Below are 16,355 nucleotides of genomic sequence, written 5' to 3' on the forward strand. Positions count from 1 at the left end.
TGCTTAGATGCAAAGCCAAAATCTAAATTTTCTTCCCAGTTAACCTTAAGGCGAATAACGGTAGATTTCGGTGGTGTTAGAACCGCAAGCGACTTCGCCATTTTGATAAGCTGGCTCTACAGGTTTCATTGCACCGGGAGCATTCGCTTGGCACAGAATAGTTACTGTTGTCATCTCACGGGTAGCAGCAGCTTTGGATTTAACCCCAGTAGCAGGGACTACAAACACAGCCCCAACATAACTGTTAAGCCCTTTACTTTGGGATATCCCGTAACTAAAGGCAGCCGAAGAAGTGGCACGGGTTGAATATTCGTAGTCGTCACCCTGCTTTTGAAGGCGGATTCCTAACTTATTAAAGTCGTTAGCAAAGGACTTTTTTTCAGAAAAATGGGCTTCTTGAGCTAAGTTAATTGACTCAATATTTTCTTCCACTGCTGATTGCTTAACTGGGCCACATTTCAACATGGGGGGAAACCCGAGTGCGAAAGCAATGGGATTACCTACCAATACCAAACTCCCTATCGTTATTACACCCGTTGCGAAAAAGAGTATGTTTCTTCGCTGTTTGAGGGAATCTTGCCAATTGTAAAGAGACGGTGAATCTGTTTGTGTAGACGCCGCAAATTTACGGATTGGTTCGTTTTTAAAAAGATGTTGTTTGGTTTCGGCTGTGGTCTTTCCCAAGGTTCGTTCCTTTTAATTTTTCTGTTGTATTCTTGCACCCTTCTAAACCAATTGTTTGGTCTGAAACTGTTTTAACTCACTGGGTTCGATCGCGCCATACTCGGTAATCACTGCTGAAATTAATTCAGCGGGAGTGACATCAAATGCTGGATTGTAAAACTCCACGCCAGCAGGAGTAAGAAGCGTATCGCCAACTTGGTAGATTTCCGAAGCGTGGCGCTCTTCAATCGGAATTTTGCTGCCAGAAGACAACTCAAAATCAATCGTAGAGAGGGGTGCGGCAACAAAGAAAGGAACATTGTGAGCCTTAGCAACTAGTGCCAGACTGTAAGTGCCAATTTTATTAGCAGTGTCACCATTCGCGGCAATCCTGTCAGCACCGACAACGACTGCATCAATTAGACCCTGTTTCATGCAGTGAGCTGCCATGCTATCAGTAATTACCGTAACGGGAATGCCTTCTTGGACGCATTCCCAAGAAGTCAGCTTTGCACCTTGCAAGCGGGGACGAGTTTCATCGGCATAGACTCGCTCCAGACGCCCATCTCGCCACGCCGAACGAACAACACCCAAGGCGGTGCCATAGCCAGCGGTTGCCAAAGCTCCAGCGTTGCAGTGAGTCAAAATAACCAGTTTATGGGGCTTGGAGGGTAAAGCTTTTAAACCGTGATCGCCGATTGCCTGACAAGTTTGCAAGTCTTCTGCATTAATCGCCTTAGCAGTTGTCAGTAAAATAGATTTGATTTCTTCTACCGTTCCGAGCGACTCATAGGCAGTTCGCAACATCCGCGCGATCGCCCAAAATAAATTAACCGCAGTTGGACGAGTTTGCCGTAACATCTCGGCAATTTGCTCCAACTTGCTCAAAAACTCCTCGCGCTTGTCTGTCTCAATATCTCTTGCCCCCAGGTACATCCCATAGGCAGCAGCAACACCAATCGCCGGTGCCCCCCGGACAATCATCGTTTTAATCGCCTGCGCCATATCTTCGCAGCAGCTGATCTCAACAAACGTGTACTCCGTAGGCAGCCGGTTCTGGTCGATGAGCAAAACGCGGTCTTGATTCCAAATAACCGGATAAACTTGAGTTTTGGTAGACATATCGGCGGTGAGTTGCTAGTTATCAATATGATAGTTTCTAACAACTTAGCCGATATTTACCCGACTAACTGCTTTTTTACCTCGTGCTTTCTCCCGAAAACTTAGGGTGATTTTGTCTTAACGCAAAAGAACACCAAGGAAAGCTCAGACTACACCCAAAGCGCAACCGATATCATTGCGTACCTCTGCGTTAGCGAAGCGGCGCGATCGCGCTTACCTCTGCGTACCTTTGCGTTAAAAAAACCTACCTTTAACTCATCACTGCTGACAGCTGAGGACTAAAAGATTTCCTCACTCGCTCGGCAATTTGAGCCGGTGTCAGACCCAGTTCCGCCATCGACTGTTCTGGCGTAGCATGATCCACTAATACATCAGGCACGCCAATCCGCGTAATCGGCACCATCAGATTATGATCCAGCAGACTTTCTGCCACAGCCGAACCAAAGCCGCCGATGATGCAGCCTTCTTCCAGCGTCACCACCCGACCAATCTGCTGAGCCAGAGGCAAAATTAACTCAGTATCCAGCGGCTTAGCAAAACGGCCATTCACAACAGTCGCTTCAATCCCATGCTCGCTCAAAATCTCCGCTGCCTGCATGGCGGGATATACCATCGAGCCATAACCCAGGATCAAAACATCATCGCCTTGGCGCAAAATTTCTGCTTTGCCAATGGGTAGTTCTTCCCAGCCTTCTTCCATCAGGGGCACCCCGTAGCCATTGCCGCGAGGATAGCGCATGGCAATCGGACCATCGGTGTAGTTAACACCAGTGACGATCATCTGCTGCAATTCAGCTTCATCTTTGGGTGCCATCAGCACCATGTTCGGGAGACAGCGCAAATAAGCGATATCGTACATCCCTTGGTGCGTGGGACCATCAGCACCGACAATCCCGGCGCGGTCAAGACAGAAAAAGACGGGTAATTTTTGAATGCAGACATCGTGAACGATTTGGTCGTAGCCGCGTTGCAGAAAAGTAGAGTAAATCGCGACAACGGGTCGCATCTCTTCACAAGCCAAACCGGCGGCTAAAGTAACCGCGTGTTGTTCGGCAATGCCGACATCAATGTATTGCTTGGGCAGTTTGCTGGCGAGTTTGTCTAAACCCGTGCCAGTCGCCATTGCTGCTGTGATGCCGATAATTTTGGGATTATTCTCAGCGAGTTTGACCAGCGTGTGGGAAAACACCTTGGCATAAGAAGGAGGTTTGGGTTTGCTGGAAGGAACCGCTTTCCCAGTTGCGAGGTTAAAGGGGGATTGTGCGTGGTAGCCGACTTGGTCTTTCTCCGCTATTTCGTAGCCTTTCCCTTTCACTGTTGCTACGTGAACCAGGACTGGCCCCTGCATCTTGTGTGCTTGCTTAAAGGTGGCAATCAGTTCCTCTAAATTGTGACCATCCACTGGTCCCATATAAGTAAAGCCGAGTTCTTCAAATACCGCCCCTACCTTAGGAACTGCCAGACGCTTCATCCCTTCTTTCACCCGTTCCAGTTCTGGGGTCAGGGATTCACCCACAAAGGGAATATGCTTAAATTGCTCCTCCAGATTATCTGTAATAAACTGCATCGGCGGACTGAGACGCATTTTGTTCAGATAGCGAGGAATCGCGCCGACGTTGGGCGAAATTGACATTTCGTTATCGTTCAGCACCACTAGCAGGTTAGTTTTGGGCAAGTGTCCGGCATGGTTAATTGCTTCCAACGCCATGCCGCCAGTGAGTGCCCCATCGCCAATCACTGCCACGACTTTGAAGTTCTCACCTTTGAGGTCTCGCGCCATCGCCATACCCAAAGCCGATGAAATACTGGTGGAAGCATGACCAGCGCCAAAGTGATCGAATTTACTTTCACATCGTTTGAGATAACCGGCGATGCCATCTTTTTGGCGCAGTGTGTGGAAGCGGTGATACCGCCCGGTGAGCAGCTTGTGCGGATAGGCTTGGTGCCCAACATCCCAGGTCACTTTATCGCGGTCTAAGTCTAGCGTTTGATACAAAGCGATTGTCAGTTCTACGACCCCCAATCCCGGTCCCAAATGACCGCCGCTGGTGGCTACAGTTTGGAGATGCTTTTCCCGAATTTGACGGGCAATTTGCTGAAGTTGACGAATTGATAGACCGTGCAACTGGTTGGGATGAGTAATTTCACTCAAATGCATTCCAGATTTCCCTATAAGCTTAAGGATCGGATTTTAGTTATCTCTTTAAACTGTAATGGATTTGGGGGAACGAACCGAATGATTACGGTAGACAAGGCGGGTTTAGTCTGCGTAACCGTTAGGGACACGGAAGCCCCCTCGCTGTTACCCGGATTGTTAGCGGGATGCACAATATCCGATGAAATCCGTTAATTACAAAAATTCTGGATGTAGAGACCAATGCTTAACTTTTATCAATTAGAACAGCAAATTGAAGAACAGATGAAAGCCTCCGCTATCCCAGGCGTGGCGCTTTCGGTTGTCCAAAATCGGGAAGTCATCTATGCCAGGGGTTTTGGTGTCACCAGCGTGGAAGATGGCTCAATCCCCGTGACGCCGCAAACTCTGTTTCGGATTGGTTCTGTCACCAAGCCGCTTACTGGTACTGCGGTGATGCGGCTGGTTGAAACGGGCAAGCTTGACCTCGATCGACCCATTAAAGATTACATTGATTGGTTCGCCCTCAGCGAGGAGGGAGCTGCTGAACGCATCACCCTACGGATGCTGATGACGCATACATCTGGACTCCCTACGGATGCCCAAAACTATGGTCGGCGCGATCCAGAGGGACTTGAGGCTTACGTCCGAGACCAGATCCCGAAGTACCCGATTATTGCACCTCCCGGCAAGCTGTATTCCTATAGCAATCCCGGCATTATGGTGGTTGGTTATATTGCTGAGGCTGTCAGCGGTAAGCCCTTTACACAACTGATGCAAGAGTTAGTTTTCGACCCTTTGGAGATGCAACGCACAACATTCGATCCGACGGTGGCGATGACTTATCCGATTGCTCAATCGCACGACCAAAATGAGGATGGGACGTTAAGGGTGGATCGCCGTTTTGCTGATAATACAGCTGGCTATCCGGCAGGATTTATCATTTCCACGGTGCTAGATTTGGCAAACTTTGCGATGATGCACATGAACGAGGGTTGTTTTCGCGATCGCCAGATCCTCTCACCCCAGTCGGTTGCCCAAATGCAAACACTTCATGCAGACTGGTATACGGCGGAAGGGGCGGGATATGGACTGACTTTCATGGTTGATCCCTACAAGGGGATACGTCGAATTGGACACAATGGTGCAATTAGCAGCTTTGGTAGCTGGTTCCTCATGGTTCCGGAGGCTGATGTTGCAGTTTCGCTGGTGTTCAACCGTCGTGCCCCTGACTTTGCTGCTTACAAAATCGTCAACCGAATCTTTGACGAACTCCTGAATCTGCCAAAGCAGGCACCGAAGCCGCAAGCGATCGCGCCCGATACCGCGTTATGGTCGCAGTATACAGGATTATATTTGGGACCTCAGACGGGTTTGCTCAAGATTCAGGTGGTGGATGGTCAGCTGATGCTTGAATTAAACGAGCAGGTAATGCCTTTACAGGCGCTCAAAAAAGACCTTTATTTTGCACAAAAGCCAGATAGCCAAGATAAAATTCCTGTCGGTTTTATCCTCGAAGCAACAGAACCGACACGGTATATTATGGTCAACTCTTCACCCTGCGAACGCATCGAACTCGATGCTTCGTTTGTGCCGGATTTCTCGGCTTGGGCATCTTATGCGGGCAGCTACATGTCATATCTAGATACGCTGACTATCCATGTTGAGGCAGATCGCGTGTTCCTCCACACCAAAATGTTCAACCAAGATGTGCCCTGCATCCTGATAGATAACACCCACTTTGCTTGCAAATTCGGTCTAATTGAAGTGCAAGTTGCGGAGGATGGCGTTGCGCGATCGCTTAACTTAGGAAATTATTTCATCTTTACCCGCTGTTAAATCATCCCAATTACTCTGTTGATTTCAGCCAAAACAATAGTTGCGTCATCTGGCAATTCTCTAGTTCAATCCACACTTCTGTAAAGATAACGACCGAATCTGCTATAAGATTTGGTCAGTAGCAAAGAGTTGAGAACCAATCCGAGTGACTCATGCAATCGGGCAAAACCTAGGCGGGTAGCTGCGTTTGAGATGGCGGAAATTTTTCAAGTTGGCAGCAAGGTAATTCAAGCACATGAGATTCCGTCTTTGTTGAGTCGTTATCAGTTGCTGCCCCAGTTTTTGCAAGGGATTATTATTGACGAAGCGATCGCGCTCTATTCTTGCACAGATATAGAGCGTCAATTGGCTGTAGAGCAGTTTGCCGCGCAACACCAACTCACCTCCCCAGAAGCGCGAAAAGCTTGGGCGGTATCCCAAGGCATGACCTTAGAACAACTGGAAGACTTAGCTGTACGACCCTTGCTGCTAGAGAAGTTTAAGATGGCTACTTGGAGTTCAAAGGTCGAGTCTTATTTTATCGCTCGCAAAGCGAGTCTCGACCAGGTAGTGTGTTCCTTAATTCGTACCAAAGATATGGGAATTGCCCAGGAAGTCTACTTTAGAATTCAGGAAGGAGAGCAATCTTTCGCAGAGTTAGCTAGAGAATATTCCCAAGGAACAGAAGCTCACACTGGGGGAGTCATTGGCCCGGTAAGTTTGAGTGCTTTGCATCCAGCGATCGCAAAAATGCTATCCATTAGTCAGCCGGGACAGTTATGGCCTCCTGCTCGTCTGGAAGAGTGGTATGCAATCGTTCGACTTGAAAAGTTCTTGCCAGCACAGCTAGATGAACAAATGCGCCGTCGATTGATTGACGAAATGTTTAATAACTGGCTCAAAGAGCGGATGCAACAAGTCGGTTTATTACAGTTTATCGAGTCTTCAGTCTCGGATTCAGTGTGACTTTAAAGGCAAAGTTGATGTAAATTGATTGCCCCCCAATTTAAGGGGGGTTGGGGGATCAAAACGGGACTTGCAAGTTCAAGAAGACTTGTGTATACACGGTAGCCCTAGACGGGGAGCGGTAGCAGGGTAATTTCATTTATTAAAAGAAATTTCCGTAACGTTGATTTTGGTTGGCGTTGCCGACAAGTATTAGCCCACTTTTTGCCGCTCTCAGTATATCTACAGAGATAGCGATTTCTTAGTACCAAGATGGTTTATGAAGATTGCGTGAATTTACGGCAAATTCATCCCAGCTTAATTTATACTTAGAATTAATTATCAGGGTTTGTTAACATCAACTGAATATCTTTAGGGGGGCGCTATTTAGGCTAAGGAAAGTTTGAAATCCTGCCCTTGGCACTGAGATAAGTGCTGATGATGTTGGCTACAAACAACCAATTTTCTGGAGAGATAGATTTTGCCAAAGTATCTGTTTTACCACAAGTAGGTTGGCTCAATTTGACCTGCCGAGGGAAAGAGTAATCTCTGTGAAGAAACAGTAGTATGGCGATCGCTCCTGAAAAATGGAATTTAGCGATCGCCATACTACTCCCACTTGACTTCACAGTTCTAGACAACCATTGAAAATGAAAAGAGACTTATATGGCTCCGACAACGCTTGCTGCTGGTGACATCGCCATTATCGGTTTCAACTTTGACGATCCCGATCAACTTGCCTTTGTTTTACTAAAAGATATTGCTTCTGGAACTGCAATTCACTTTACAAATAAAGGTTGGCAAAGCAGCAACGAATTTAGAAAGGGTGAAGGAACCCTGACTTGGACAGCAAATAGAAACTACTCGGTTGGCGAAATTGTCAATCCGGACCTTGGTTCAATGAAACTTTCAAGTGATGGAGATCAAATCCTTGCCTACCAGGGTTTGGCAACAGCTCCCACTTTTATTTATGCAATTAATAGTAACGATTCGGCATGGGCAGAGAATGCGACCAGTAACAATAACTCTGCATTACCGCCAGGATTAACAAACGGGTTAACGGCGGTATCTATCCCAGAAATTGATAACGCAACTTATAACATTACTAACGGCACTTTCGGAACTAGAGCAGAGTTACTTGCAAAAATCAGCAACCCAGCGAATTGGACGGGCAATAATACCCAACGGTTGACGATGCCCACTAGTGCATTTACAGTGACAAATACTGGCAGCGAAATAACAGAATCCCTTAGTTTGACGGTTGATTCCGCTACCTTCTCAGAAGCTGCGGGTGCAGGTGCTGCCACTGGAACTGTTACCCGAACCGGAGACTTATCAAAGTCACTCACGATTAACTTACTCAGCAGCGACACCAGCGAAGCTACCGTTGCGACAACTGTAACCATTCCAGCAAATCAGGCATCAGCAACCTTCGCAATTGATGCGGTGAACGATCCGTTTGTAGAGGGTTCTCAGACGGTGACATTAACAGCTTCTGCAACCCAATATATTAGCGGCACAATTACCGTAACCGTAACTGACGACGAACTAGAAGCTGGTAATCTTCGCATCCACGATATTCAAGGTGCTAGCCATACATCGCCGTTGGTGGGTCAGTTGGTTTCCAAAGTCCCTGGTATCGTCACCGCAGTAAAGTCAAATGGATTTTATCTGCAAGATCCTAATCCGGACACGAATGATGCTACCTCCGAGGGGATTTTCGTCCTCACTTGGATAACCCCCAAAGTCAGTGTTGGGGACTCTATTCTGGTTAGCGGGATTGTTGATGAATTCATTCCTAGCGGTTCTGATAGCAGCAGTCTCTCCACAACTCAAGTTATTGTGGGGAATGCAGGGATTGCAACAATTTCCAAGGGCAATCCTTTACCTAATAGCACTATTTTGGGTGAGGGTGGACGCACGATTCCAACTCAAGTGATTGATGATGATGGATTAGGTATATTCAACCCGACGCAAGACGGCATTGACTTCTACGAAAGCCTAGAAGGAATGCGGGTGCAGGTGAATAATGCGGTAGCGGTAGGGCCTACCAATGATTTTGGTGAAATTCCCGTCCTGGCTGACAATGGTGTGAATGCTAGCACCCGAACGGACAGGGGCGGTATTGTGGTTCAGCCGGGGGATTTTAACCCAGAACGGATTATTATCGACGATGCTATTATTAACGGTGAACCTCAAGTAAATGTGGGCGACACCTTCACTGGTTCCATCACTGGCGTCATCGACTACAGCTTTGGCAATTATAAGCTTCTCAACACTGCACCTTTACCTAACGTCATTTCTGGAAATTTAGCACGGGAAACAACGGCATTAACAGGAAGTGCTGACCAGTTGACGGTTGCTAGTTTTAACGTCGAGAATCTCAATCCTGCTGATGATAACGCTAAATTTAGCAGCCTTGCGAATATTGTTATCAACAACCTCAAATTACCAGACATTATTAGCTTGGAGGAAATCCAAGACAACAATGGTGCCACAAATGATAGTGTCATTGATGCTAACCAAACTTACCAAACCTTAATAGATGCGATCGCATCTTTGGGTGGTGCAACTTACCAGTACCGTCAAATTAATCCGGTAGACGACCAAGATGGCGGTCAACCGGGGGGGAATATCCGCGTCGGCTTCCTCTTCAACCCGAATCGCGTTGAGTTTGTAGACCGTCCTAGCGGCACCTCCATAACCAACACCACCGTAAATAGCGGCACAGATGGCGTAGAACTTTCCGCTAGTCCGGGTCGCATTCTTGACACTAACCTTTCCAATGGTGACGCCTTTGCCAACAGTCGCAAGCCTTTGGTTGGGGAGTTTCTCTTCAAGGGCAATCAAGTATTTGTCATCGGCAACCACTTCAACTCCAAAGGTGGCGATCAACCTCTTTTCGGAAGTTCTCAACCGCCAACACTCACTTCAGAAGCACAACGTCTACAACAAGCCGCTACCGTTAATAACTTTGTCGATAGCCTGCTAGCAATTGACCCCAATGCCAATGTCATAGTCCTGGGAGATTTTAATGATTTTCAGTTCTCAAAGCCGTTAGAAGTATTAAAAGGTAACGACCTCACGAACTTGATTGATACTTTGCCGAAAAACGAACAATATACCTACATTTTTGAAGGAAATTCTCAAGCGCTTGACCACATTTTAGTCAGTAAAAATCTCAACTCGACGGCAGAAATTGATGTTGTGCATCTCAATGCCGAGTTTGCTACTCAAGATAGCGACCACGATCCGCTAGTCGCCCGTTTTACCTTACCAATCAATGGCAACGCAAGTTCTAATACCTTGGTTGGCAGTAATAGTAATAATCGTATTGATGGGAAAGCGGGGAACGATACCCTGATCGGACTGCAAGGAAATGATATCCTCACCGGCGGTGGAGACCAAGATATTTTTGTAATTCGCAGCGGCGATGACATCGACACAATTACAGATTTCGGTGGCGTAGGAACGGGAAATCATCCACCCGCAGAGATAATTTCTGAAGTCGATACCCTCAAATTTGAAGGGGCTGGTTTAACTGCCAACAATCTACTTTTAACTCAAACGGGTAACGATTTAGCGATCGCATTCGATGGCGTTGATAACACGAAGGTTATCTTGAAAAATTTTACCCTCCAAGATTTCAATAACCTCCAACAATCTACAGGTGCGTCGGTAGACATCGGCAATATTCTCTTTAAGGGACAAACGCAGATTCAGAAAAGCTTTGAAATTGCTAACGCTAACGAGGATCTCAAACAGATTTTCAACAAAAATACCGTCGCTTTCCTTAACGATTTGGATAACAACACCCAAGGTTTTGATGCTTCTAACGATGTTATTAACGGTCAAGGTGGCAATGATACGTTAGAAGGATTGGGTGGCGATGACTTGCTGCGTGGCGGGATTGGCAAGGACACTCTATTAGGTGGAGAAGGAAACGATTACCTCGCCGGTGGCGACGGTGATGACTGGCTTAATGGTGGGATTGGTCAAAATACACTCTTCGGCGGTAATGGTAGCGATCGCTTTGTTGTATCGAATAACAGCCACACAAACACAATTCTTGACTTCACGGATACTCAAGACCTCATCGTATTCTCCGATGGTTTGAAGTTGGAGTATCTAACGATTACCCAAGGGACGGGTGCGAATGCAAACAATGCTTTAATCGGTCTTGCGGACACAGGGGAACTATTAGCAACACTTACTGGAGTGCAAGCAAACACCCTGACCAGCGATGATTTCACCACGATCTAGTTAAGTGAAAATCAATTGGTAATCGTCTGTTGACCGTAATCGGACATCGTTCTGGTTAGGGTTTACGGATCTAAACCTCTATAACAAAAAGTTATATAAAGCAGAGATAAAGTGACAATGAATTTTTTATAAAGTTTTTGTCAAAATTTTTTCATCTTCCTAAAGTAGTAAACAATTAAAGTGTCAAATAAGTACAGAAAGAATTGAAATGTGCTAAAGACTACACTATAACTTTTCCAAGCAATGCAATTTTGAGATTGTTTGCCTTTGTCCTCGGTCGATACACCTTTATCAACAAAATGTCCTCTCTAGCCAGATATTTGCAGGAATTTCAATAATTGGGGCTAAAAACGTTAGTTCATCCCAATTTCTGGAAACTATATGACAGCATCTACTGAGATTAATTCAGTTCACCAGCTATTGGCGACCTGAATATCTACAAACTGACAACTTTCTCTACGTTATTGAGCGACACGCTGGCGATCGCTCTGGTGTCTCTACTTATCTCAACCATTGATATTTACACCCAAACCTCATCATGCAAGACTTTTGGAATCATTCCTCCTCAAATCAAAAACCAAACCAAGCTGGTCAGGGCATTGCTGGTGAAAACTCTTCAGTGGTAGAGACTTCTCCTACCCAGCGAGTACAAAAGATAGTCTTCATTGACTCTACAGTTGAGAATTACCAGAGTCTCGCTGCTGGTGTGGAACCGGGGACGGAAGTATTTATCCTGAACCCAATGCAGGATGGAGTAGGGCAAATTGCACAAGTGCTGGCAGAACGCACCAACGTCACCAGCGTTCACATAGTTTCCCACGGGACACAAGGCAGTTTGCAACTGGGGTCAACCCAACTGAATTCAAGCAACCTAGAAGCATACACTAGCCAGTTACAACAGTGGGCAAATGCTTTAACCCCTGATGCTGACGTCCTTCTCTACGGTTGCGATGTGGCAGCAGGAGAAGTCGGTGCGGATTTTGTGCAACAACTGAGTCAGCTAACAGGTGCTGACATTGCCGCTTCGGTTGACTTGACCGGCAGCGCAGCTTTGGGCGGTGACTGGGATTTGGAAGTTGCTACAGGGCAGATAGAAACTTCTCTGGTGTTTGGGGGAGCAGCGATCGCAACTTATACTTCAGTCCTGCCAAGCGATCTGTTCATCTCAGAGTATGTTGAAGGTAGCAGCAACAATAAAGCTCTTGAATTTTATAACGGTACTGGGGCAGCAATTAACTTAGCCGCAGCAGGTTACGCCGTAGACTTTTATGCAAACGGTAGCACTAGCCCGACTCTAACTATCAACTTGAGCGGCATAGTAGCAGATAAGGATGTATTTGTTTTAGCACAAGCTAATGCTGCCCTTAGCATTCTGGGTCAAGCCGATCAAACCAACAATTTTAATGGCTGGTACAACGGGGACGATGCGGTTGTGCTGCGTAAGGGTGCAACCATCATTGACTCGATTGGTCAAATTGGCAACGACCCTGGCACAGAATGGGGTAATGGGCTTACCAGTACCCAAAATAATACCCTGCGCCGTAAGAGTAACGTAACAACTGGAGATCCAAGTCCTTTCGATCCCTTTGATCCTAGCGTTCAATGGGATGGGTTCGCCCAAGACACCTTCAATGGTTTAGGAAGCCACACGATCGCCAACACCAACATTGCGCCGGCGATTGCTCTCACAGTTGCACCTGTGCCTTACACCGAAAATGCAGCTGCTACCGTCATTAATAGCACCGCCACTGTCACAGATAGCGACTCCCTCAACTTTGACACCGGGAAGCTGACAGTAGATTTTACGGCAGGTGGCACGGCATCCGACCGTTTAGCAATTCGCAACCAAGGTAACGGTGCAGGGCAAATTGGGCTAGATGGCACAATTGTCAAATACGGCGGAGTGCAAATCGGCACCTTCACAGGCGGGACTGGCACCACTCCTCTAGTCGTCACTTTCAACGCCAACGCCATACCCGCCGCCGCTACTGCACTGCTGCAAAACATCACCTATCAGAACGCCTCAGAGAACCCCAGCACCACTCCTCGCACCGTCCGCTTTGTCGTTACCGATGGCGATGGTGGCACCAGCACCGCTGTTACTGAAACCATCAACGTTACATCTGTCAACGATGCGCCGATTATTGGTGCTTCGGTAATTAAATACGATGGTTCGTTAAATACCACGCCCGACACTCAAGGATTTACATACATTCCCGTTGGTAGTGCAACGCAAAGTGCCTCCGGTGGCGCAACTACCTTGGATACCACTGCCGACTCAGGCACTTATGCGGGCTATTCTCCTAACAGCGTGCCGAACCTGGATCGCACTACTGGTTACACCGTCAGCTTCACTGCCCAAGTTCTCTCAGAAGATCATACGACGAGCGGCACCGCTGATAAAAACGGCGATGGCATTGCTGATAGAGCTGGTTTCAGCATCATAGTTCTCAGCAGCGACAAAAAAGGCATCGAATTAGGATTCTGGGATGACGAAATCTGGGCGCAGGAAGATGGCACAACTCAGACAGATCCAAGTACAAATCCTTCTGCCAGCAACAACCAACTTCTGTTCACCCATGCTGAAGGCGCTACCTTCAACACTACTGCGGGTTTAATTCCCTACCAGCTGACAGTTCTTGGCGATACTTACACTCTCTCAACAGGTGGCACCACCATCCTTAGCGGTAAGCTGCGGGATTACACTGCTTGGGTGGGGGTGGGGCCTATCGATCCCTATGAAACCCCTAACTTCATTTTCTTTGGGGATGGTACTACCTCTGCCAGCGCCAAAGTAAAGTTATCAGATGTCTCAATTACAACTAACAGCAGCTTTGCACCCCAAACAGTTGCTGAAGATACCGATTTATCGATCGCAGGAGTTAGCGTATTTGACGTGGATGCGGGAAATACTGCCATCACCGTCACTCTAGAAGTCAACAATGGTGCTTTGACAGTCAACTCTACTGGGTTAACAGTCAATGGCAACGGCACGGGAACTGTCACCCTGACAGGCAGTCAAAGCAAGATTAACGCTAACTTAGCCGCCACAAACGGACTGCTATACAAAGGCAAGCAAGACTTTAATGGTAGCGACACGCTCAAGATTACAGCTAACGATGGTGCAGCTACTAGCAATATCAAGACGATACCAATTACCGTCACCCCAGCCAATGATGCCCCGGTGTTAAATAATACCGGGAGTCCGGCACTAACAGCAATTAACGAAGACGTTGCCCTCGCCAGCAACAATTGGACTCTGGTTTCTGAGATTATTGCTAGCGGTGCTGGCGGCAACCCCATCACCGATGCAGATGTAGGTGCAGTCGAGGGAATTGCGGTAATTGGGGTAGATAACACCAACGGCACTTGGGAATATTCTACTGATGGCGGAAGTAGCTGGAATAAGTTTGTGGTGTCTGCTGCGGCTGCTACCGTACTAAAAGATACAACAAGCGATCTCATCCGTTTTCTCCCTAATGCCGATTTTAACGGTACTGTCACTTCAGGCATTACCTTCCGCGCTTGGGATGCTTCTGACGGACTCACTAGCGGTAAAACTGGAGTAAACCCTGGGGCGGGTGGCGGCGCATCTTCCTTCAGCATTGATGCTGAAACAGTCAGTATTATTATTAACCCAGTAAATGATGCCCCCAGTTTCACACTTGGTGGCAATCAAAGTATCGCAGCCGGGGCAGGGGCGCAAACTGTCACTGGCTGGGCGAGTGGGTTTAATCCGGGTGCTGCCAACGAATCAAGTCAAAGCATCGACAACTACATCGTCAACGTCACTAGCAACCCTGGTATCTTCGCCTCTGCACCAAAAATTGACCCGCTGACAGGTAATCTTACTTATACTCCTGCTGCAACAATTGCGACAGCTACTACAGCCACAGTTGCAGTCCAAGTTAAGGACAATGGTGGCACTGCTAACGGTGGTATCGATACCTCAGTAGTGCAAACCTTTCAAATTACCGTCAATTCTGGAACGCCGACAGTTAGCATACAGGCGATAGATGCTGATGCAGCAGAAGCAGGCGCAAATACTGGAACTTACCAGATTACCCGGACTGGCAACACAACGGGCGATTTGACAGTGAATCTTGCTGTTGATGGTAGCAGCACTGCGATCGCAAGCGACTACAATCTCAGTAGCGGCGGTTTGTCCGTGGTAATTCCGGATGGGCAGAGTTTTGTCAATATTACTCTTACTGCTGTTGATGATACTTTGCCAGAGTTAGCCGAAACGCTGCGGCTAAACTTGGCGACGGGTGCGGGTTACACTATTGATGCTGCTAAGAACAATGCTACGGTAGCGATCGCATCCAACGACACGATTCAATACGCGATTACCACTGCTTCCCCAACTTTAAAGGAAGGTGACACTGGTAAGCAAACTGTTACCTTTACTGTCACGCGCAGTGGCGGAATTGGTGTAGCCAGTACCGTTGATTATGGAATTGGTGGAACCGCAACCAATGGCATTGACTACAACAACATACTGGTTACAGGTGGGACAACTGCCCTTTCCGGCACGCTTAGTTTTGGAGTTGGCGAGACAACCAAAACAATCAACCTAGATGTTTTGGGTGACACAATATTTGAGCAAGATGAAACCATCAATGTCACCCTGAGTAAACCGAACCTAACACTTGCCCCCGCAAGTTCGACGATTACTACAGGTACAGCACAGGTAACGGTTATTAACGACGATGCCAAACCCACCGTCTCCATCACACCAGCCACTGTTACTCAAAGCGAAGGCACCACAGGAACCAGCGCCTACACCTTCACCGTGTCCCTCTCCAACCCCAGTGACCAGCCAATTACGGTCAACTACAGTACCAACGACGGCACCGCCACCACCACAGACGGCGACTACGTCGACAACGACGGCATCCTTACCTTCAATCCGGGCGACCCCTTAACTAAAACCATCACGATTAACGTCAAGGGTGACAACAAGTTTGAGAAAGATGAAACCTTCAGCGTCAAACTCAACAATGCTACCAACGCCACCGTTAACCCAGAGGCGAACGCCAGTACCGCCATCATCACCAACGACGATTCTCAACCCATCGTCTCTATCGCACCAGCCACCGTTACTCAAAGCGAAGGCAATACTGGCACCACCGCCTACACCTTCACCGTGTCCCTTTCCAACCCCAGCGACCAGCCAATTACGGTCAACTACAGTACCAACGACGGCACCGCCACCACCACAGACGGCGACTACACCGACAACGACGGCATCCTTACCTTCAATCCGGGCGACCCCTTAACTAAAACCATCACGGTTAACGTCAAGGGTGACAACAAGTTTGAGAAAGATGAAACCTTCAGCGTCAAACTCAACAATGCTACCAACGCCACCGTTAACCCAGAGGCGAACGCCAGTACCGCCATCATC

The 16,355-nt window shown here is 47.6% G+C and carries 8 protein-coding genes; 4 read left to right on the top strand and 4 right to left on the bottom strand.

The features are described 5' to 3' along the window. Positions 1-45: 45 nt before the first annotated feature. The 3 genes from NDI34_RS09360 to dxs all read right to left on the bottom strand — a co-directional run bounded on the left by NDI34_RS09360 (position 46) and on the right by dxs (position 3,943). Positions 46-465, bottom strand: a complete 420-nt coding sequence (locus NDI34_RS09360; RefSeq protein WP_348232504.1) for a type IV pilin-like G/H family protein — start codon at positions 463-465, stop codon at positions 46-48. A 261-nt stretch (positions 466-726) separates the two neighbouring features. Next, on the bottom strand, positions 727-1,785 hold the full coding sequence (gene mtnA, locus NDI34_RS09365; protein WP_348232505.1) for an S-methyl-5-thioribose-1-phosphate isomerase: 1,059 nt from the start codon (positions 1,783-1,785) through the stop codon (positions 727-729). 250 nt (positions 1,786-2,035) lie between these two features. After that, positions 2,036-3,943, bottom strand: a complete 1,908-nt coding sequence (gene dxs / locus NDI34_RS09370; protein ID WP_190986904.1) for a 1-deoxy-D-xylulose-5-phosphate synthase — start codon at positions 3,941-3,943, stop codon at positions 2,036-2,038. A gap of 219 nt (positions 3,944-4,162) precedes the next feature. Between dxs and NDI34_RS09375 the strand changes: the two genes are divergently transcribed. Both NDI34_RS09375 and NDI34_RS09380 read left to right on the top strand, forming a co-directional pair. Further along, positions 4,163-5,758: a serine hydrolase domain-containing protein gene (locus NDI34_RS09375; RefSeq protein WP_190986905.1), complete on the top strand. Its 1,596-nt coding sequence runs from the start codon at positions 4,163-4,165 to the stop codon at positions 5,756-5,758. 192 nt (positions 5,759-5,950) lie between these two features. Continuing rightward, positions 5,951-6,703 carry a peptidylprolyl isomerase gene (locus NDI34_RS09380; RefSeq protein WP_348232506.1) on the top strand — a complete coding sequence of 251 codons (753 nt, stop codon included), beginning with the start codon at positions 5,951-5,953 and terminating at the stop codon, positions 6,701-6,703. 371 nt (positions 6,704-7,074) lie between these two features. Here the strand turns inward: NDI34_RS09380 and NDI34_RS09385 are convergent, their stop codons facing one another. Further along, a complete protein-coding gene (locus NDI34_RS09385) occupies positions 7,075-7,311 on the bottom strand; it encodes a hypothetical protein (protein WP_190668435.1) in 237 nt (78 codons plus the stop codon). A gap of 37 nt (positions 7,312-7,348) precedes the next feature. Between NDI34_RS09385 and NDI34_RS09390 the strand changes: the two genes are divergently transcribed. Continuing rightward, positions 7,349-10,945, top strand: coding sequence for an endonuclease/exonuclease/phosphatase family protein (locus tag NDI34_RS09390; RefSeq protein WP_348232507.1), 3,597 nt, complete (start codon positions 7,349-7,351; stop codon positions 10,943-10,945). Between the two features lie 538 nt (positions 10,946-11,483). Beyond that, on the top strand, positions 11,484-16,355 hold a 4,872-nt coding region (locus tag NDI34_RS09395), incomplete at its 3' end, for a DUF4347 domain-containing protein (protein WP_348232508.1).

It is taken from the genome of Trichocoleus sp. DQ-U1 (assembly GCF_039961925.1).
Lineage (GTDB): Bacteria > Cyanobacteriota > Cyanobacteriia > Cyanobacteriales > FACHB-T130 > FACHB-T130.